This window comes from Marinoscillum sp., assembly GCF_965229915.1.
Lineage (GTDB): Bacteria > Bacteroidota > Bacteroidia > Cytophagales > Cyclobacteriaceae > Marinoscillum.
This window is the reverse complement of record NZ_CBDDJZ010000001.1, coordinates 4,595,315-4,616,726: the sequence shown is the minus strand read 5'-3', so window position 1 is coordinate 4,616,726 and position 21,412 is coordinate 4,595,315. Positions and strand designations below refer to the sequence as shown.

General features: G+C 43.6%; 15 protein-coding genes. 9 read left to right on the top strand and 6 right to left on the bottom strand.

What is annotated here, in order from left to right:
* Nucleotides 1–4 precede the first annotated feature (4 nt).
* Complete coding sequence (locus ACO067_RS19685) at nucleotides 5–3,007, bottom strand: amidohydrolase family protein (RefSeq protein ID WP_421877332.1); 3,003 nt, start codon at nucleotides 3,005–3,007, stop codon at nucleotides 5–7.
* A 139-nt stretch (nucleotides 3,008–3,146) separates the two neighbouring features.
* Between ACO067_RS19685 and ACO067_RS19680 the strand changes: the two genes are divergently transcribed.
* Complete coding sequence (locus ACO067_RS19680; protein WP_421877329.1) at nucleotides 3,147–5,594, top strand: ABC transporter permease; 2,448 nt, start codon at nucleotides 3,147–3,149, stop codon at nucleotides 5,592–5,594.
* Nucleotides 5,595–5,699: 105 nt separating this feature from the next.
* On the opposite strand, the gene ACO067_RS19675 is transcribed toward ACO067_RS19680, so the two are convergent.
* Nucleotides 5,700–6,923, bottom strand: a complete 1,224-nt coding sequence (locus tag ACO067_RS19675; protein WP_421877327.1) for an acyl-CoA dehydrogenase family protein — start codon at nucleotides 6,921–6,923, stop codon at nucleotides 5,700–5,702.
* Between the two features lie 60 nt (nucleotides 6,924–6,983).
* Between ACO067_RS19675 and ACO067_RS19670 the strand changes: the two genes are divergently transcribed.
* Genes ACO067_RS19670 through ACO067_RS19660 form a run of 3 tightly spaced genes read left to right on the top strand, consistent with a single transcriptional unit; the run spans nucleotide 6,984 to nucleotide 10,154 of the window.
* Nucleotides 6,984–7,925 (top strand): tryptophan 2,3-dioxygenase family protein, encoded by a 942-nt coding sequence (locus tag ACO067_RS19670; RefSeq protein ID WP_421877324.1) that lies wholly within the window; start codon nucleotides 6,984–6,986, stop codon nucleotides 7,923–7,925.
* A 17-nt stretch (nucleotides 7,926–7,942) separates the two neighbouring features.
* Nucleotides 7,943–9,784: a membrane-binding protein gene (locus tag ACO067_RS19665; protein WP_421877322.1), complete on the top strand. Its 1,842-nt coding sequence runs from the start codon at nucleotides 7,943–7,945 to the stop codon at nucleotides 9,782–9,784.
* Nucleotide 9,785: 1 nt separating this feature from the next.
* Nucleotides 9,786–10,154, top strand: a complete 369-nt coding sequence (locus ACO067_RS19660; RefSeq protein WP_421877320.1) for a CoA-binding protein — start codon at nucleotides 9,786–9,788, stop codon at nucleotides 10,152–10,154.
* Between the two features lies 1 nt (nucleotide 10,155).
* Here the strand turns inward: ACO067_RS19660 and ACO067_RS19655 are convergent, their stop codons facing one another.
* Nucleotides 10,156–11,556 carry a hypothetical protein gene (locus tag ACO067_RS19655; RefSeq protein WP_421877318.1) on the bottom strand — a complete coding sequence of 467 codons (1,401 nt, stop codon included), beginning with the start codon at nucleotides 11,554–11,556 and terminating at the stop codon, nucleotides 10,156–10,158.
* 100 nt (nucleotides 11,557–11,656) lie between these two features.
* On the opposite strand from ACO067_RS19655, the gene gyrB reads away from it, so the two are divergent.
* Nucleotides 11,657–13,615 (top strand): DNA topoisomerase (ATP-hydrolyzing) subunit B, encoded by a 1,959-nt coding sequence (gene gyrB / locus ACO067_RS19650; protein ID WP_421877316.1) that lies wholly within the window; start codon nucleotides 11,657–11,659, stop codon nucleotides 13,613–13,615.
* Nucleotides 13,616–13,617: 2 nt separating this feature from the next.
* Here gyrB and ACO067_RS19645 read toward each other — a convergent pair whose 3' ends face one another.
* Nucleotides 13,618–13,758, bottom strand: a complete 141-nt coding sequence (locus ACO067_RS19645; RefSeq protein ID WP_421877314.1) for a hypothetical protein — start codon at nucleotides 13,756–13,758, stop codon at nucleotides 13,618–13,620.
* A gap of 73 nt (nucleotides 13,759–13,831) precedes the next feature.
* Between ACO067_RS19645 and ACO067_RS19640 the strand changes: the two genes are divergently transcribed.
* Nucleotides 13,832–15,715, top strand: coding sequence for a M1 family metallopeptidase (locus tag ACO067_RS19640; protein ID WP_421877312.1), 1,884 nt, complete (start codon nucleotides 13,832–13,834; stop codon nucleotides 15,713–15,715).
* 76 nt (nucleotides 15,716–15,791) lie between these two features.
* On the opposite strand, the gene ACO067_RS19635 is transcribed toward ACO067_RS19640, so the two are convergent.
* On the bottom strand, nucleotides 15,792–16,874 hold the full coding sequence (locus ACO067_RS19635) for a DUF1573 domain-containing protein (protein ID WP_421877309.1): 1,083 nt from the start codon (nucleotides 16,872–16,874) through the stop codon (nucleotides 15,792–15,794).
* An 85-nt stretch (nucleotides 16,875–16,959) separates the two neighbouring features.
* Here ACO067_RS19635 and trpS point away from each other — a divergent pair, with 85 nt between their 5' ends.
* Nucleotides 16,960–17,928, top strand: a complete 969-nt coding sequence (trpS, locus tag ACO067_RS19630; protein WP_421877306.1) for a tryptophan--tRNA ligase — start codon at nucleotides 16,960–16,962, stop codon at nucleotides 17,926–17,928.
* Here the strand turns inward: trpS and ACO067_RS19625 are convergent.
* Nucleotides 17,925–18,344 (bottom strand): hypothetical protein, encoded by a 420-nt coding sequence (locus tag ACO067_RS19625; protein ID WP_421877304.1) that lies wholly within the window; start codon nucleotides 18,342–18,344, stop codon nucleotides 17,925–17,927. The genes trpS and ACO067_RS19625 overlap by 4 nt on opposite strands.
* 144 nt (nucleotides 18,345–18,488) lie before the next feature.
* On the opposite strand from ACO067_RS19625, the gene ACO067_RS19620 reads away from it, so the two are divergent.
* Both ACO067_RS19620 and ACO067_RS19615 read left to right on the top strand, forming a co-directional pair.
* Nucleotides 18,489–20,213 (top strand): phospho-sugar mutase, encoded by a 1,725-nt coding sequence (locus tag ACO067_RS19620; RefSeq protein ID WP_421877302.1) that lies wholly within the window; start codon nucleotides 18,489–18,491, stop codon nucleotides 20,211–20,213.
* A gap of 110 nt (nucleotides 20,214–20,323) precedes the next feature.
* Nucleotides 20,324–21,346, top strand: a complete 1,023-nt coding sequence (locus ACO067_RS19615; RefSeq protein ID WP_421877299.1) for a calcium/sodium antiporter — start codon at nucleotides 20,324–20,326, stop codon at nucleotides 21,344–21,346.
* Nucleotides 21,347–21,412: the final 66 nt, after the last annotated feature.

Below are 21,412 nucleotides of genomic sequence, written 5' to 3'. Positions count from 1 at the left end.
GATTTTAGTCTTTTAGCGTGTAATCTTCTACCATCAAATCTTCACACTCAAAGTAGTGCTTCTGCGATTTACGAGGCTTCTGCGTTTTGGCTCCACCGTTTTTGGCGTCCAGCATTTTCTTCACCAGGCGTGTACGCTCATCGGCCACCCACTGACGCATCTCCTCGTCTTTCTCCACGCTGAAGTAAACGATTCCATCTACCAAAGTCATTTCTGGTTTGGCGTAGATGGACAGTGGATGATTATTCCAAAGAACCACATCGGCATCCTTACCTACTTTGATACTACCCATGCGGTCATCCAGGTGCAACAGCTTAGCAGGATTAAGTGTAACTAGTTTCAACGCCTCAATTTCATCCATATTTCCATATTTCATGGATTTGGCTGCTTCCTGGTTCAATCGACGAGCCATCTCTCCGTCATCAGAGTTGATAGCGACAGTCACACCTGTCATGGTCATCAGCGATGCATTGTAAGGAATGGCTTCTGCCACTTCTGCTTTGTATGCCCACCAGTCACCGAAAGTAGATCCTCCTACACCATGTTCGGCCATCTTATCGGCAACTTTGTATCCTTCCAGAATGTGCGTAAACGTATTGACTCTAAAGTCAAACTGATCTGCCACACTCATCAGCATGTTAATCTCCGACTGCACATAAGAGTGACAAGTGATGAATCGCTCTTTGTTGAGGATCTCCAGCAGGGTTTCAAGCTGAAGGTCTCTTCTTGGTGCTGGCGTTGAAGCCTTCACTTTCTTGCTTAAGCCATCGTACTTAGCCTTAGCAGCACCATATTCTCGTGCTCTGGTAAATCCATCTACGAATACCTGCTCCACTCCCATTCGGGTTTGTGGGAATCGAATGCGGTAATCATTGCCCCAGTTGGACTGCTTCACGTTTTCACCAAGGGCAAACTTGATGTATCCATCTGCTCCCTTGATCTTGAGCTCTTCCGGGCTTGCTCCCCATCGGTATTTGACCAGAGCAGATTGCCCTCCTACTGGGTTGGCTGATCCGTGTAGCAACTGAGCAGCCGTTACTCCACCCGCCAGGTGTCTGTAAATGTCCAGGTCTTCCGAGTTCACTGCATCATACATTCGCACCTCTGCAGTGATGGCATGACTTCCTTCATTTACTGATGAAAGGGCAATGTGCGAATGCTCATCGATGATACCTGGCGTCACATGCTTGCCAGTAGCATCCACCACTCGCGCACCGGAAGCTGAAAGACCTTTGCCCACCTGAGCAATTTTCCCATTTTGCACCAGTACGTCTGCCCCTTCGATTTTACCATCGCCTTCCATCGTCCACACAGTTGCATTCTTGAAGAGAATCGTTTCCTGTGTGGGCTTCTCTTTCCAGCCGTAAGCCACAAATGGATAGATCATATCGCCCAATTCTGGGACTTCCACTTCCTCCTCTTCTTCCTCGTCTTTCTTCTCTTCTTTATCCAGGTCACCAGTTCGTGAGGCTGACCAGTTGACCCAGGAGCCATCCGGCAGCTGACCATTCCCGCCAAAAGAAGCCTCGCCAACCCAACCAGAAAGTCTGGTGGAAGCATCGTCATCTTCTTGCTTGAAAGTCATGGAAATGGTCTTGCTCGATATCGCAAGCTTTACTTTCACATCCGTAGAGTCATTGATCACTAGTTTCCCAGACTCTTTGTCGATCTCCAGGTTGTAGCGATCACTACCCACCGTCAGATCGTATTTCCCAGAATAGTCTTTTGGGTCCAAGTCTGAAATCTCGTATTTCTTACCCTGTACCCAGGTTTGATGAATCTTAGCTTTGTCATCAAAGATGTTGTCAGATGCAATGAAGAAGTTAGCGGCCATCCCTTTTTTCAGTGCCCCAACGCTTCCAGTCATGTTGTAATACTTCGCTGGAGTATAAGTGACAGCCTTCAATACCTGGGATTCCGTCAATCCATATTTCTTGGTCTTTCTAAGCGCTGACCAGTAATCATCCAGTTTTTTCAGACCTGAAGTGGTAAAGGCAAATTCCACACCTGCATCTGCCAGCATCTTGGCATTGGCAGGGGCCATCTCCCAGTGCTTCATATCTGCCAGAGACACGTCCAATGCAGCGATTGGGTCTTCCACGTCATAGGCATCAGGGAAAGTAACCGGTAGAATCAAAGGCACATTGGCCGACTTGATTTCACTAAGTCGCTGGTACTCATCACCGTTTCCTTTTACGATATAGCGCACACCAAATTCATCTCCGATTTTATCAGCTAGCAACACACGTAGTTTGCCACCATTTGCTTCGAATACCTGAGGTAGGTTCTGCGCATTATTCCATGCCTGAAGCGACAGGTTAGTCTGTTCACTTTGGGTTTTATACCACTGGCCATCCAGATACGTTTGCCTCAGCAGGGCCACAATCCCCATGATAGAGCTCGGGTACTGCTGTCCGGAACTTCCAGAGTTAAATGAGTAGTGTGCAGCAGCTCTGTCCTTTGCTACCACTTCCTGCACAGGCAGATCAGACAGGTGAGCGAAAAGTGAAGTTCCCCGCATGATCCCGTCTTCACGGAATGCATTGACCGATCCAACACCAATCTTACGCATGGAGGTAGCAGTCTTACCGTCAACTTTAAAGTCCTCGACCGCATTGTAGGTAGACTTGATCGCATCATTCCATCCGTAAGGTCCATCCAGCTTACTTTCATACTGTGGACCATTGCCACCTCTGGAGCGCTCGGGCTCAGGCACTCCATAATTAGAATATGGCTCCACTAGCGCAGGATAGATGTACTTACCATCCAGATCCATCACAATCGCTCCGGCAGGGATGCTTACTCCTGCTCCAACAGACTGTACCTGCCCGTCCTGGACAATAAGTGTTGCATTTTCAATTTTTGTTTGATAGTCCACATAGATCGTGGCATTGGTAAGTGCATAGATTCCCGGCCGATCATCCGCCACGCCGTTTTTAGGAAAACCTTCCTGGGCATGTGAGAAATGAGCCAAAAGAACCGCACATAGTAGAATGATCCTCTTCATACAGATACGTTTCGTTAGGAGTTAAACAAGCTGAATTTTAATCAATAATCACGGGAATGCTGAATGGTTTTACATCAGCGGTTAAACGTCTATTTCATTATTTCGTAACTTCATTTCAGATCAATCTAACTAACTCTTCATGCTAAGGAACTATATCCTCTCCTCCATCAGAAGCCTCAGGAAAAAACTGGGCTTTACGCTGGTCAACATCATCGGGCTCGCATTGGGAATGGCCACATGCCTCATTATTTACCTCTATGTGGACCGTGACTTGTCTTACGACGATTTTCAAAGTGATCAAGTATATCGAATAGCGCTGGATAGAATCTATCCAGAAAGACATGTCGAATACGCCTTTGTGCCTCATTCCATTGGTCCACAGATGGTTCTTGACTTTCCAGAAGTATCAAATCAGACCAGGCTTTTCAAGGCTTTTGCAGCAAATACTATTCAGTATGAAGATAAAAGCTATCTGGAAGAGGGTCTGGTATTTGCAGACAGTAGCATATTCGATTTGTTAACAATTGAATTACTGATCGGAGATATCAAAACGGCTCTTAGAGATCCCAATGCGGTAGTGATAAATGAAACGATTGCTAAGAAAATCTTCGGGAATCCGGAAAATGCGATAGGTAAATTCCTCACCATAGGTAATGCCACCAATCCTGTGGAAGTAACAGCCGTTGCCAATGACTATCCTGAAACGTCTCATTTTGAATTTGATTTTTTAGTCCCGATGCACTCATTGGACTTTTTCAACCAACCCAACTGGTTGAGCTTCTCAGCACTCACTTACATCCAAATAGATGGAGAAGTGGATCCAAATGATATCGAAGACCGCATACAGCAAATGCTCAAGCAATACGCAGAAGGGCAAATGCAGGCCAGAAACGGTATTTCTTATGATGAATACCTGGCATCTGGAAATGGGTATGACTACTTTCTCCAACCGATCAAAGACATACATCTACACTCCCATCTGGAAGGTGAAATCAAAGCCAATGGCAACATCACTTACATCTACATCTTCTCTATAGTCGCAGCTTTCATCCTCATTATCGCCTGCATCAATTTCATGAACTTGTCTACCGCCCGGTCAACAGAACGTGGCAAAGAAGTTGGTATTCGCAAAGTCTTAGGTTCGGCAAAAGGACAGCTGATCGGTCAATTTCTAACCGAATCGGTGATCATTACTTTGATTGGAGCTACTCTAGCCGGAATCCTGGCTTTTTTCAGTCTTCCCTATTTCAATGACATGACCGGCACTTCGCTGAGTATTAAGCAACTTCTCAATCCGGTTGCCATCACTGGTCTAGTACTGATCATTTTAATGATTGGCTTTCTGGCTGGCGCCTATCCGGCTTTTTTCATATCCTCCTATCAACCTGTTGCTGTCTTAAAGGGTAAGCTGAAGAGTTCTTCCAAAGGCATCGGACTGAGAAATGTACTGGTTGTACTGCAGTTTACGATTTCTATAGCACTGATTAGTTCTACCATGATTGTGGACAATCAAATGAGCTTCCTGCTAAATAAGCCTCTTGGATTCGAAGAAGACAATGTCATCGTCATTGAAAATGCCTTCGGCCTCAACAATGCAAACGATGAAGTGAATTGGAATAGGTACGAAACGTTCAAAAGTGAGCTTGTCAAACTTCCCAATGTCCAATCAGCTGCCGTGACTACAGCCATGCCGGGTGATATACTCCCTGGTTACGTAGTGAAAGTCCCTGGAGATACAGAAAAAGAAAGCATGGTTACCAGAAACCTGAGTTTCGATGATGAAATGGTTGAGACTCTTGGGTTGAAATTGGTGGAAGGTCGATTTTTTTCTAAAGAATTCAATGACAGCCTTTCGACCATATTGAATGAATCAGCTGTCAATAAATTGGGAATTTCCGATCCGATTGGTAAAAAACTGATCAATATCAATAACAGCAACGAGCAAGTGGAATACACCATTATCGGTGTAGTAGAAGACTTCCACTTTCAGTCACTACATGTGCAAATGGAACCTATCGCTATCACTAGTATAGAGTCTCAAAATGCCTTTCCAGCTAAAATAGCAGTGAAAATTGCTGCGGATCGAACAAAAAACACTCTTTCTTCTATAGAGACACAATGGAATGAATTTGCACCACAAGCCCCTTTCCAATCGTACTTTTTGGATAACGACCTGGAGTCATTCTATCAGTCAGAAAAAACAACCGGACAGATTTTTGGGATTTTCACCTTTCTGGCAATAGTTATTGCCTGTGTAGGACTTTTGGGTCTGTCTGCCTTCATCATCAATCAACGAGTCAAAGAAATCGGAGTGCGCAAGGTACTTGGAGCCTCTGTTCCTTCTATTGTTCTTTTGCTGTCGAAGGACTTTACCAAATTGATATTGATCTCTGCGGTGATTGCTATTCCGCCGGCTTACTATTACATGAATCAGTGGATCGGTGGCTTTGCTTATGCGTCAAGCATTAGCTGGTACACCTTTTTAGTTGCTGGATTGATTGCACTATTCATTGGACTATTCACTATCAGCTTCCAATCCATCAAAGCAGCAATGACTAACCCTGTGAATTCATTGAAAGATGAGTAAGAGTCTCAAAGTACCTCTAAGTTGTCAGGATGAGCCAGCCTTGCCGGCAGGCTCAATGTGACAGTAAAACTCAATAATATTATATGATAGAGTCAATTAGTTCCATTATGCAAACGCCGGAATACCCGTGATTTCATTTCCGAGAATCAGCAAGTGAATGTCATGCGTTCCTTCATAGGTCACTACGGACTCCAGGTTCATCATGTGACGCATCATTGGATACTCTCCTGTGATACCCATACCTCCGTGAATCTGCCGAGCCTCACGAGCCACGTCCAGCGCCAGAGCCACATTGTTTCTCTTAGCCATGGAGATCTGTGAGGTGGTTGCTTTACCTTCGTCCATTAGTTTACCGAGTCTCCAGTTAACCAACTGCGCCTTGGTAATCTCGGTGAGCATTTCAGCCAACTTCTTTTGCACCAACTGGAAAGATCCGATCGGTTTTCCAAACTGCTCACGCTCTGAAGCGTACTTTCGAGCAGATTCGTAGCAGTCCATTGCCGCTCCAATGGCTCCCCAGGCGATACCGTAACGTGCCTTATCCAAACAGCCAAGCGGCGCACCAAGTCCATCTTTGTTGGGAAGCATATTTTCTTTTGGCACTTTCACATCGCTAAACACCAACTCTCCAGTGCATGATGCCCTCAGCGACCATTTACCGTGTGTCTCTGGAGTGGTGAAGCCTTCCATACCACGCTCCACAATTACGCCTTTGATTCGGCCATCTTCATTTTTAGCCCAAACTACAGCGATATCTGCTTTAGGTGCATTAGAGATCCACATCTTGGCACCATTGAGCAGGTAATGGTCTCCCATGTCTTTAATATTGGTCTCCATTCCACCTGGGTTGGAACCATGGTTTGGTTCCGTCAACCCAAAACATCCCAGCATCTCACCTGACGCCAACTTGGGCAAGTATTTCTTCTTTTGCTCTTCACTTCCATAGGCATAGATCGGATACATAACGAGTGATCCCTGCACGGAAGCCGTGGATCGCATTCCCGAGTCACCTCGCTCGATCTCCTGCATGATAAGTCCATAAGCCGTGTAATCGAGACCTCCACCCCCATACGCTTCCGGCACAGTTGGGCCAAAGGCTCCGATCTCTCCGAATTTCCTAACCATCTCATATGGGAAGTGATTTTTCTCTGCCCATCCTTCTATGTACGGGGTGATTTCTTTCTTAACAAAGTCTCTGATGGAAGTGCGAATGAGCTTGTGCTCATCAGTGAGCAAATCATCAATTTGGTAAAAGTCTGGCGACTCAAAGTCGTCTACAAAATTGCGCTTTGCGGCCTGACCATTTGGGGTTAACGTGTCAGTTGACATACAGTTCTTTTTGGTTTATCAGTTTTATTGGATCAAATTTACAACAAAGAATAGGAAAGAATGGGAAACAAACGTTTTAGTGAAGAGGTACTCTCGCAATTAGAACAACTGGAGAAAAAATATGACGCAATGGGTCAGGATTTATCCGCTTATCTCGACGGCCTGTTGTACTCAGACTATCTCACTTACTGGGACTACATTCAGATTGATACACTCCTCAGTTTGCAGACTCCCCGGACCAGTTTTCCTGATGAAAAAATCTTCATTCTTTACCATCAAATTACCGAGCTCTACTTCAAACTCATACTCAATGAGCAGGAACAATTGATCCTGGCCGAGGAGCACCCTGAAAGAGATATTTTCTTAAAAAGGGCCAAGCGCATGAATCGATATTTTGATCATTTGATTGACTCTTTTGATGTGATGATTGATGGTATGGATCCTGAGCAATTCCTGAATTTTAGAATGTCTCTGCTTCCGGCTTCTGGCTTTCAGTCGGGTCAGTTCCGAATGATTGAAATCGGTAGTACGGACTTTCATCTGCTTACCAGCAACGACTCACGCGAAGCGATGGCTGAGGTGGAGTCCGTGGAGGAGATCTACGACCACCTGTATTGGAAACAAGGTGCCACAGAGCTCGCTACCGGTAAGAAGACATTGACACTCCGACAATTTGAATACAAGTACTCCAGCAAATTCATTCATCGGGCACGACAAGTGAAGACCACCAACCTTCGCCAACTCTACCTGAACAATTTCGAAGGTGATCAAGAGATCACAGAGATACTGCGCGGACTGGACTACAAAGCCAACGTACAGTGGCCACTGATGCACTATAAGTCTGCGGTGAGATACCTGCAGAAAGATCCAAGTGTGATCAAAGCAACCGGAGGAACTAACTGGCAAAAGTACTTACCTCCCAGACGCCAGATGATCACCTATTTCCCAGAATTGTGGACTGCTGATGAGATAGCCAATTGGGGATCAAGAGAAAAACTCTGATCCGATGACCTATTACCATGTTCAGGCTATGCACAACCATATCGTTTATTCTTTTAGCTCTTAGCGCTACCTCCCAAAAGACCTTTGTCAAAAAGACCTATTACGACGAAGAACAAACACAGCTTAAAGAAATCATCACCCTCCAAAAAAGTGACTCCAGCCTTCACGGCAAATACCAGTCACTTTACCTCAATGGGTCTCTGGCCATTTCGGGTTATTACAACCATGGCACCTCCGATAGTACCTGGGTGTACTACTTCGAGAATGGACGTAAGAAGATGGAAGGCTCCTATAATAACGGAAAGCAAAATGGCAAGTGGTCCTACTATTTCGAAAGTGGCGAACCTAAAGCCAATGGAGTATATCACAATGACATCCGCAATGGCTATTGGACCTACTATTTTGAAAATGGCCAGGAAAAAAGTAGTGGTATCTATTTTAAGGACATCAAAGAAGGCATCTGGAATTATTTCTACGAAGAAGGATCGCTCAAAGCTCAGGCCTATTTCAATTCCGGTGTAGGTGCCTATAAGGAGTTCTACCCCAATGGCAAGCTCAAAACTGAAGGCACCAACTCACATGGTCAAAGTGAAGGACAGTGGACTTACTATTACGAATCCGGAGAAATAGAAGCACAAGGAGCTTTTAAAAATGGTCTGCGCGAAGGCCCCTGGACTTATTACCATAAGAATGGACAAGTCTCAGCTGTTGGGTCATTCGATAAAGGAGATAAAACAGGTGTGTGGAAATACTATTATCCAGACGGATCAGTGAGTAGCGAAGGACAAATGTCAAAAGACCAAAAAGATGGATTTTGGAAACTCTATTACCAGACCGGTGAGGTAAAAGGCGAAGGACGATACGATCAAGGATCAGGTGAATACATTGAGTACTATGCCAGTGGTAAACAAAAAGCCCGAGGTAGACTGGTGGATGGGCAAAAAGAAGGTGAATGGGTATTCTTCAATGAAGAGGGCCTTGAGGATGGCAAGGCTACTTTTAAAGACGGCAGAGGAGATTATGTGGGTTACTACCCTAATGGTGTCATCAAAATGCAAGGTACCATTGAAGACAACCGGAGAGTTGGTGAGTGGACACTCTACAACCCAGATGGTTCTGTAGCTGGCACCTACCGACCCGTTTATGAAGAACAGAAACCGATTTTCAGAACATCGGAAGAGGTCGACCTGAAGGAAGGTAAAGACAAAAAGGACAAACCAGAATACAAGTACAAGAACAAAAAACTGCGCTATTTTGAGCCCCGAATCAATGAATACAATGGGATCATAGTCGGCACCAATCCTGCCTGGACACTCCTGGGCAGATTGCCTCTGGCCGTGGAGTATTATATCCAGGAGCGGATGGGATTTGAAGCAGAGCTCACTCTGCTGAGAAATCCCTTTTTCACTTATGATCGCAAGAAAATCAATGAAACCAAAAGCATAGGCAGCAACATAGCCATTCGTCAGAAGTTCTACCATGACGACACCAGGCTTGGTATGTTTTACTTCGGTCATCAAATCTTAGGTGGTTTTTCGCAGCACCATGCTTACGTTTATGACAGTATCACTGCATTCCCGGCCACCGTTGAGCGAAAGCTCGAAGCTTCAGAGAAACGCATTGCTTATGGCCTATTCATTGGTAACCGATGGATGCAGCGAGTAGAAGATTCTGGTTTTACGATCGACATGAATATTGGTGTGGCGATTGGTCGAAGGTTTTTTTCTAAGGAATTCGAATCAGTGGATCAGTTTGACGAACACTTCAGTGAACTAAACCAGGACGAAATCTATTTACCTATCATATTGACGATCAATATCGGCTTTGCCGGTCCCAAAAGAAGAACGGTTAGTTTCTAATATGAGTAAGAAAACAGTGATCATCGGTGCCACCACCAACCCAGAACGATACGCCTACTTTGCAGCTGGAAGATTGAAACAAAACGATCATACCATTGTGCCCGTCGGGATCAAAAAAGGAGACGTATTCGAAGAAGAAATACTTGATTTAAGAGAAAAACCTGAGATCCCGGATGTGGATACGGTCACCATGTATATCGGCACCAGAAATCAAGCCGAGTGGATGGACTACATTCTATCTCTCAATCCAAATCGGATCATTTTCAATCCTGGCACTGAAAATCTTTCTTTTCAAGAAAAAGCCAATGCTCAGGGAATAGAAACGCTGAATGCATGCACTCTAGTGATGCTCAGTTCTAACACTTACTAGATCATCTACCATTTTCCTGTTCAGCAACTTCTTCCTGATAAATTCTCGGAATGCAGGACACTCCCCTATCCAACATTCTCACGATCATGGGCGACACATATTTGTTCTCCTGTGATTGAAAATCAATCGGATTCTCCTGGTAACTGAATAGTTCTAAAGACGGCAACTGCTCTACTCCTGGATCCAATGTCGTTAATTGATTATTGGAAACATCAAAGTCTTCTAGAGACTTCATTCCAAGAAACTGGTCTGGAAATTCCGTTAGATAGTTATCGTTGACACGGGCTACACGCAAATTGGTCAAACCACTTACGCTCTCAGGAAGGACGCTCAGCCGGTTGTGATGCACATAAAATTCCTCAAGTCTGGTAAGCTGCCCGATGGTCTCCGGTAGAGAATATATGCGATTATGAGCCAGAAAGAGAATCTCCAGATCCTTAAAGTTGCCAATTGTTTCAGGAATTACTTCCAGGTTGTTATAATAGAGATCAATCACTTTTAAGTTCATTTCAAATAAATCGTTTGGCAAATCCTCCAGCTTGTTTTTATAAAAGGAAAGTTTGGTCAGATTTTCCATTTTGGAAATACCCGCAGGAATAGTTGTTAGTGAATTCTCTTGCAGCTGCAATTCATCCAACTGGTCCAGTTGATAAAAAGACGGATCTATTGCATCAATCCCGGAATTATTGATTTTCAACACTTTCAGAAATGCAAGCTTGGAGTAATCCGCTTTTTGAATAGCCATGGAATGTGACTTGTTAAACGAAACTGTTTTTACAGTTTGAGCTTTAGACAGTCTTTTGACGGGTATTTCACCAATAAAATTCTGATCAACCACTAGCTCTTTTAACCCGTCTAAATTCTTCACTCCCATGGGCAGTCGGGTAAGTAAATTGTTGCTAATATCCAACTTCTCTATCCCTCCCATTTTTTGAATTCGAACCCACCAGTAGTCATCCAGATTATTGGCACGCCAGTACACCCGCTTCAGATTAGGAAGCTCTCCCAGTTCTTTGGGTAATTTCTTGATGTCATTGTAGTCCAGAATAAGCACCTCCATAGCCTTTGCCTGAAAAACGAATGCTGGCACTTCCTCCAATCCTGCGTAACTCAGGTTGAGTTCTTTCAGCGTATCTATCCGTTCATTTCTCTGATAAGAAGCCAAACGGTTCAGCCCCATAGGTCGATTATCCATTTTTTCAGCGGCAATCACTGAGTCAATGGCATTTTGAGGATCATCCGCATACATTCTTTGGTAAATGGCTCGTTGTGCCTCCCATCGCTTCATGCGTTCCTCCATGATCTGGCGAACACTGTCTTGTTCACGCGTCAGTTCATCCTTCTGAGACCAGCAAGTGAAGACCGATGACAACAGGATTGCCAGAAGAATTGATTTTTTCATAACTAAATATTTAGTTGATCAAAACTAATACACCAAAAGTCCAAATACAAGGCTTCGGGGAAGCATATTTTGTATATTTTTGAGGCTTAATAATTAAAGTATGGAACAAGAAAAGTCATTAGGTAAAGGAGACTACTCAGCTGGTAATATTCAGGTACTCGAGGGACTGGAAGCAGTACGTAAGAGACCTGCCATGTACATTGGTGATGTTGGTGTGAAAGGCCTTCACCACTTGGTCTGGGAAGTAGTCGACAACTCTATTGATGAGGCTCTTGCAGGCCATTGTGACACCATCACAGTAGAGATCAATACAGACAACTCGATCAGTGTAACAGATAATGGTCGAGGTATTCCTACTGACATCCACCCAAAGCAAAAGAAATCTGCCCTGGAGGTAGTAATGACCGTACTGCATGCTGGTGGTAAATTCGATAAAGACACCTATAAAGTATCTGGTGGACTTCATGGTGTGGGGGTTTCTTGTGTGAATGCGCTATCTACCCACCTGAAAGCCACTGTACATAGAAACGGCACCATATTCGAACAAGAGTACTCCAGAGGTATTCCACAGTATCCGGTAAAGGAAGTCGGAAAGACTGACATCACTGGAACGGTGATCCACTTCAAACCGGACATGGACATCTTCACCGTAGAAGAGTACAAATATGAGACCGTGGCATCTCGACTAAGAGAACTTGCTTTCCTAAACGCCGGGATCACCCTTACATTGATTGATCATAGAGATCAGGATGATGATGGTAAAGACCTTACTGAGACCTTCCATTCAGAAGGTGGATTGAGAGAATTCGTGGCTTTTTTGGATAGTACCAGAGAAAAACTCATTCCTGAGCCGATCCACATGATCAATGAGGATGGAGAGATCCCTGTAGAGGTGGCCTTGAGTTACAACACCTCTTATTCGGAAAATGTGGTTTCCTACGTAAACAACATTAATACTATAGAAGGCGGAACCCACGTCGCTGGATTTAGAAGAGCACTTACGCGTACGCTAAAATCTTATGCGGATAAATCAGGTCTGCTAGACAAAGCCAAAGTAGAGATTACCGGTGATGACTTTAGAGAAGGTTTAACTGCGGTTATTTCCATCAAAGTAGCCGAACCTCAGTTTGAAGGTCAGACCAAAACCAAACTTGGTAACTCCGAAGCTAGTGGTGCCGTGGACAGCAGCATATCGGAATCGCTATTCATATTCCTTGAAGAACACCCTAAGGAATCAAGACAAATCATCCAAAAGGTGATACTGGCAGCCCAAGCCAGACAGGCAGCTCGCAAAGCCAGAGAAATGGTGCAGCGAAAGAATGTACTCTCTGGTACTGGTCTACCTGGAAAACTCGCTGACTGTAGTGACAAAGATCCTCACAACTGTGAAATCTATCTGGTGGAGGGTGACTCTGCAGGTGGCTCTGCCAAACAGGGACGTGATAGAAAGTTTCAGGCCATTCTTCCGCTCAGAGGTAAGATCCTGAATGTGGAAAAAGCCCAGGAGCATAAGATCTATGACAATGATGAAATCAAAAACATCATTACCGCTCTTGGAGTACAGTTCGGTAAAGAAGATGATGAGAAAGCCCTGAACACTGACAAGCTCCGTTATCACAAAATCATCATCATGACGGATGCGGATATCGATGGTAGTCACATTCGTACGCTGATCCTTACCTTCTTCTTCAGGTACATGCGTGAACTCATTGAGAACGGCTACTTGTACATTGCGCTACCACCGCTCTACCTGATCAAGAAAGGTAAGCAAGAGCGATATGCCTGGACTGAAGATGATCGTGTGAAAATTATCAAGGAAATCGCACCCGAAGGCAAAGAAGACTCAGTTAACGTGCAGCGATACAAAGGTCTGGGAGAGATGAACCCAGAGCAGCTCTGGACTACTACGATGGATCCGGAAACAAGAGGATTGAAACAAGTGACAATAGAATCTGCCGCGGAAGCCGATCACCTCTTCTCCATGTTAATGGGAGATGAAGTTGCTCCACGTAGAGAGTTCATTGAGAAGAATGCCAAATACGCCAAGGTTGACGTCTGATACTACAAGCGCTCCGATCTGAATGCCCCGATAATCAACTGGAAAATAGCCTGTGCAAATTTCCATATCATGGCAAAAGAAAACAGGAGCGCTGAGCCTAGCGCCAACACAATTAGCATAAACAATTCGAGTACTTTATCCATTGTGTTTAAGTTCTATTATAAAGAAAGAACATAATATTCATATTGTTCAAATATTTGCATAAAAGTTATCCACATGAAATATTATTTTGCAAAAATTGCAATTATAAGCAGTTTACTTCTGTTTTATTCCAATACCTCCATAGGACATGACTATTGGCAACAGCGAGTGGAGTACAAAATGGAGATTGATTTTGATGTGAAAAAGCATCAGTTCACTGGAGATCAAACCCTTACCTATTATAACAACTCTTCTGATACACTATACAATGTGTATTATCACTTATACTTCAATGCATTCCAGCCAAATAGTATGATGGATGTTAGATCCAGAACGATCGCAGACCCAGATGGTCGGGTTGGGGATCGAATAGCTGGATTAGGTCCAGACGAAATCGGATACTTAAAGGTGAATAAACTTTTGCAGGACGGCACACCACTATCTTATGAAGTATCAGAGACTGTTTTGGAAGTGAAGTTGGCGGATCCAATCCTTCCTGGAGCATCTGCCACTTTTCAGATGCAATTTGATGGTCAGGTACCAGTTCAGATCAGACGTAGTGGTCGATTCAACCTGGGAGGCGTGGACTATTCCATGGCACAGTGGTTTCCTAAAATGGCAGAATTTGACGAAATGGGCTGGCACACCACACCTTATGTCGGTCGTGAATTCTATGCTCCGTGGGGAGACTATGATGTAAAAATCACAATAGATAAAGACTATGTGGTAGCAGGAACAGGAATCCTTCAGAACAAGAACGAAATTGGCTATGGCTATGAAGACGAGGGAGTGAAAGTAAAGCGTAAAGGCAAAACGATCACCTACCACTTCAAAGCTGAAAATGTTCATGATTTTGTCTGGGCTGCTGACCCAGAATACACTCAACTTAAGGCACAAGTACCGAATGGTCCTTTACTCCGGTTTTTCTATATCCCAAGCGAAGAGACCAAACTCTGGGAGCAGCTCCCAGAATATACGGTGAAAGCACTGGAATATGCTCAGGAACACTTTGGTAAATATGGATGGGATCAGTACTCAGTGATACAAGGTGGCGATGGTGGCATGGAATATCCGATGGCCACACTGATCGCAAATAAAAGGGGTACCGGAGTACGTTCGCTAAAATCATTAATCGGAGTGACCATACACGAAATGATGCACAGCTGGTATCAAGGCATGCTGGCAACAAATGAGAGCTTCTATCCATGGATGGACGAAGGCTACACGTCATTTGCCGAGAGCTATATCTCCAACGCCATTCTGGAAGAAAACAAAGAAAATCCAATAGCAGGAAGCTACCGGGGATATATCAGATGGTCGCAAAGCGGTCAGGAAGAGCCCATATCCACACACGCAGATCACTTCAATACTAATAGAGCGTATTCAGTTGGTTCATATACCAAAGGCGCCGTGTCACTAGAACAGCTCAGCTACATTATAGGAACGGAAGCAAGAGATGAGGGCCTGTTGAGATACCATGCTGAGTGGGCATTTAAGCATCCCGATCTAAATGACTTCATTCGAGTGATGGAGAAGCAAAGTGGAATCGAACTAGACTGGTACTATGAGTACTGGGTAAATACGACTAAAACGATTGATTATGGCATCCAATCCGTGGTAGCTGAAGGGCAAAAAACTACCATATCTTTGGAGCGTATAGGCTTGATGCCAATGCCAATAGATCTCTATGTAACCAAAACAGATGGAAGTCAGACTATTTACTACCTACCTCTGACTATTATGAGAGGAGAGAAACCCAACGAAACAGCATTGGAGCGAGTCACCCTACCAGACTGGCCGTGGACACATCCTACCAGAAGTCTTACGATTGATGTCCCACTCTCAGAAATAGCCAAAATTGAGATCGATCCAAAGCAAAGAATGGCCGATATCAACAAAGAAAACAACCTCTACCAGATGGAAGAAGTAACAGTTGATACAGACCAAAACAAAGACTAGCTAAATGATGTGGAAAGCATCCTTTCCAAACCAACGAAAAGAGGCCGTTCAAAATGAATTTTGAACGGCCTCTTTTTTATTCCTGTATATCTGCTTTGATGCTGATCATCTGACTTGGAGCTGTAGGATCATTGCTAAAGACTGTAACTGTCTTATACTGACGCCCTCTTCTTCCTGAGGTATTAAAAGACACCTCCATCTTCATGGACTCTCCTGGAGCCAGTTGGTCTTTTTCCGGTACAGAAACGGTGCATCCACAATTTGGTTTGGTCTTTCGAATACTTAGGTCCTGTTGTCCATTGTTGGTGATAGTAAACTCTGTTACTACCGTGTTCCCAACAGAGACCTGCCCAAAATCATGCTGTGTACGATCGAATGACAATCGAGGTGCTCTTGCTAACTCCTCCTCGGTCATTTCTGGGAAATATTCCTGGATGGTAGCAATCACATTAAACGATTTGTCTGCATCCTCCTTCTCACTGGTGTAAAGCACCACATTATCAGACACGAACCCAAGGTCCTTTTTTTCCTTTGGATCATAAGTCAATACGACCGCTCCAAGGTCACCTGATTGTAGGGTGTCAGGGGAAAATGAGATGTTAATATGAGAAGGTGTGAGCATTGAATCTTTCCAGACAATGACTGTATCGCTAGCGTTGTACACATCAAACTGCTTCACTATCAGTTCCTTGTCTGTGATTCTTCCCATGTTGAAGGATTTGTACTTCACCCTCAGTCCACCCATTAGTGTTGGCAGTTCATCTTCGATGGTAGTTGGCTTAGGGTTTACTATCCCCTCTATGAATAAGGTATTTGATTGAGACTCCTCTCCTATAAGGTAACTAATAGCCAGGGACTTATTAAACTTACCGGGTCTATTGAGTGGATTGTACTCAGCGATGACCAATCCTGAATCCCCCGGCTGCAGTACCTCGCTGGTCCACTGTGGAGTGGTACAACCGCATGAGGCACTCACATTTTTGATTTGTGCTGTCTTGTCAGAGGTATTCACAAAGCGAAACGTGTAAGAAATTGGCCCATCTTCCTCATTCACCTCACCAAAATCGTGGGTCCCCTTTTCAAAGGACAATTCTTGAGCAAATCCCACGTGGGCTTGTAGCAACAAGGTCAGTATCATTACACCAAAGGCAACTCTCATGTTTTTATGATCTTTTGATTTAATAGTCAACAACGTAAACGCCGACAAAGATTCAAATTATTTAGGTTTGCACAAAAATTTTGGTATGGCTAGAATATTGACCGGAATTCAGAGTTCGGGTAAACCACATTTGGGCAACTTACTAGGAGCTATTTTGCCAGCAATTGAACTTTCTCAAGACGAAAAAAATGAGTCCTTTTTCTTCATTGCTGACCTCCATTCACTTACCACTATTAAAGATGCCCAAACACGTATTGACAATATCTACTCAGTGGCAGCAGCGTGGATCGCATGTGGATTTGATACTGAAAAGAACTTGTTTTACCGCCAATCCAAAGTGCCCGCAGTATGTGAATTAGCATGGTATCTAAACTGCTATACGCCCTTCCCGATGCTAGCGAATGCGCACTCGTTCAAGGACAAGTCTGAAAAACTAGCAGATGTCAATGCAGGATTGTTTACCTATCCTGTCCTCATGGCAGCAGATATACTTTTGTATGACGCCAATTATGTACCTGTAGGTAAGGATCAAAAGCAACATTTGGAAATGACCCGAGATATCGCCTCCAGCTTCAATCACCAATATGGAGAAACCTTTGTCTTGCCGGAAGCCAAAATAGACGAAAACTTGATGACCATTCCCGGAACAGATGGTCAGAAAATGAGCAAATCTTACGGCAACACAATTGACATCTTCCAAACCGACAAGAAGCTACGTAAAAATGTCATGCAGATAGTCACGGATAGCACTCCAATGGAAGAACCAAAAAACCCGGATACCTGCAATGTGTTCGCCATTTACAAGATTCTGGGCACATCTGACCAGGTAGCTCAAATGCGTAATAATTATGAGGGAGGCAATTATGGATATGGTCATGCCAAGCAAGCTCTCTATGAACTCATTGTGGAGCGTTTTTCAGAAGTGCGAGAGCAATATGACTTCTACATCAATAACATCCCGGAACTAGAAAAGAAGCTGCAAGCTGGAGAACAGCGTGCAGCAGTCATTGCCAATGAAGTATTGAAAAGAGTGCGGGCAAAGATTGGCTATTAATTTTCTCTAGCCACCCAGACCGTTTCTTTGAAAGGGACCGTTTGTCCTTGCAGAACGAGTCTAGTGGGCCCCGGGACCAATACTAGCCGAGCATTAATACCCGGAAAATCATCCGCTTCAACTGCAATTCCCTCCGATGGAGGTACATCAAACTGATGGTTTCCATCTCCTTGCAGGTAGGTAGAAGCCATGTAGGATTTAGGCTTCATCACTTCATTGTCTGGACAAAACTCGTCATGCACATTGAACAGTGCCTCCTCTATATATGCTCCATAGGCATACTGAAAATCCTCCTCCAATTTTGCAATCTCCTCATTTAGAGATTCATACATTTTATCCGTTTTTTTACAGTGAAATAGCTGGTTTTTCTTTTCTGCAATTTCAATGAATGCCTGATTAAGATTACTTATATTCATACCCTCTTAGAGTTTAGCTGTCACTTTTGTGACTTATTACGCTGCAAATTTTAAGATATTATAAATAAATACCATAATAAATTATTAATATTCAATTAAGGAGGATTAAAAAGACCTTAATATTGCCAAACTCTTAATTTGAAGATGGAAGTAGTAGACAAAGCGAAAAAGTGGTTATCAAGCCAAAAAGTGGATCAGGAGACTAAAAACGCAATTCAATCAATGATTGATTCTTCTGATCCTGGTGAATTAACAGAGTGCTTTTATAAAGACCTTGAATTTGGCACGGGTGGGCTACGTGGCATCATGGGCTACGGTTCCAACCGAATGAACAAATACACGGTAGGAATGGCCACACAAGGACTTGCCAACTACCTCAACAAAAACTTTGCTGGCGAAGAAATCAGTGTTGCCATAGCTCATGATAGCAGAAACAACAGTCGGTTCTTTGCCGAGACTACTGCTGCAGTTTTTTCTGCCAACGGTATCAAAGTTTACTTATTTGAAGAGTTGAGACCTACTCCGGAGCTTTCATTTGCTATCCGACACCTGGGATGTAAAAGTGGTGTGGTGCTTACCGCTTCTCACAACCCCAAAGAATACAATGGATACAAGGCTTACTGGGATGATGGTGCACAAATTGTACCTCCACATGACAAAAATGTCATTACGGAAGTAAGCAACATCCAGTCTATAGATGAGGTGAAATTTGACGCCAACCAAGAATTAATTGCTCCAATAGGCAAAGAGATAGATGATGCATACCTGGATATGATCAAGTCACTTTCACTATCTCCAGATGCGATCGCCAGAGAAAAAGATTTAAAGATAGTTTTCAGTGGTATACATGGCACGGGTTCTACGTTGGTCCCATCAATTCTGAAAAAGTTTGGCTTTGAAAATGTCAATCAAGTAGAAGAGCAAATTAAGCCCGATGGCAACTTCCCAACAGTGGTCTATCCTAACCCGGAAGAAGCAGAGGCACTTAGCCTTGCCTTGAAAAAAGCCGAGTCAATAGATGCCGACCTGGTAATGGCTACTGACCCAGACTCAGATAGAGTGGGAATAGCTGTGAAAAATGACAAAGGTGCATTTCAATTGATGAATGGAAATCAGACAGGTTCTTTACTGCTTTATTACCTACTCCGCAAATGGAAGGACAATGGTAAATTGACCGGAAAGGAATATGTAGTGAAGACCATAGTAACTACTGACCTGATCAGTGCTATAGCCAAGCACTACGGAGTGACGCTTTACAATACACTGACAGGCTTCAAATACATAGCGGAAGTAATCCGTGATTTGGAAGGTAAAGAAAAGTTTATCGGCGGAGGTGAAGAAAGCTATGGTTACCTTATTGGTGACTCAGTTCGTGACAAAGATGCCATCGCTTCCTGTGCCATGATAGCCGAAATGGCCGCCTGGGCAAAGTCTGAAGGCACCAACCTTTATGAACTCCTCCAGCAGATCCATTTACAATTTGGATTGTATCAGGAATCGCTGAAATCCCTCACCAAAAAAGGTAAGTCTGGTGCAGAAGAGATCAATGAGATGATGGTACAGTTCAGACAATCACCTCCGGCTACCTTAGGTGGATCAGAGGTTATAACATTAATTGATTATAAACTAGGTGAACAAAAAGATCTGAAAAGTGGGAAATCGAGTAAAATTGACTTTCCATCATCGAATGTATTGCAATTTATGACAGCCGATGGTAGCAAAATTTCGGTACGTCCCTCTGGTACAGAACCGAAAATAAAGTTCTATTTTTCAGTAAATACCAAGCTGGCTGAGTTGCAGCAGTATGACCAAACGATTGCTTCTTTGAATGAAAAGACAAAAAAAATCATGGAAGAGCTTGGTTTATAACTTTTTACACCTTGTTGCTTAAATCTTTTGATCTAATTATCTTGCAAGGAATTTTGAAATACGTTCTGCTTATATTTATATTTTCACAACCGATCTAACCTGGAACCGCCTTGACAGTATTTATCAATATAGTATTAGTTATAGTAGGCTTTGTCCTTCTCATCAAAGGAGCCGATTTTTTGGTGAATGGTGCGAGCTCATTGGCCAAGAGATTTAATGTCTCAGACATTGCCATCGGGTTAACGGTGGTTGCCATGGGTACGTCTGCGCCAGAACTTGTGGTCAACATTATCTCAGGTTCAGTACCAAATGAAGGTCCAGATGGAGTGATGACTCACGACATAGTATTTGGAAATATAATCGGCTCTAACATCTTCAATATTTTCTTGATTCTGGGTGTCTCCAGTGTTATTTACCCACTTACAGTACAGCGCAATGCACTGTGGAAAGAAATCCCTTATTCACTGATTGCCACATTTATCTTTTTCTTCCTGGTCAATGATGTGATGTTTCTAGGGTCTGACACCAACCAACTAAGCACTCTGGATGCGATTATTCTCATCGTTATGTTCTGTGGATTTCTGACCTATATATTCATGAACCTCACCAGAAATCCTGAGGAAACGGACCTGGTAGAAGACATAGTGGTGTATAGTAGTGTGAAAACCACAGTAATGATTGTACTGGGTATAGCCGGACTTATATTCGGTGGGCAGATGATTGTAGAAAATGCTGTAGAAATAGCCAAGATTTTTGACGTGAGCGAAAAACTAATCGGTTTGACCATACTAGCGGCAGGTACCTCATTACCTGAGCTTGCTACCTCAGCAGTGGCTGCTTTTCAGAAAAAATCAGACCTTGCGGTTGGTAACATCGTTGGGTCCAACATCTTTAATCTATTGCTGGTCATTGGAGCTACGGGATTGGTGCACGCACCACTTGGCTTCCCTCCTTCCCTAAACCTGGATTTGTATTTCGTGATGGGTGGTACCTTCATGTTGTTCCTGTTCATGTTCACTTTCGCTAAATACAAGCTCGATCGATCCGAAGGATTTATTTACTTGTTTGGATTTGTTTTCTACATGTATGTCCTCTTTGAGAGAGAAGGACTAGGATACGGCATCTTCTTCTAAACTTTCAACAAAAGCGTACTTTAGGTCTCAGGGTTTATTGTAAATCTTAGAGTTTATTACAATGTT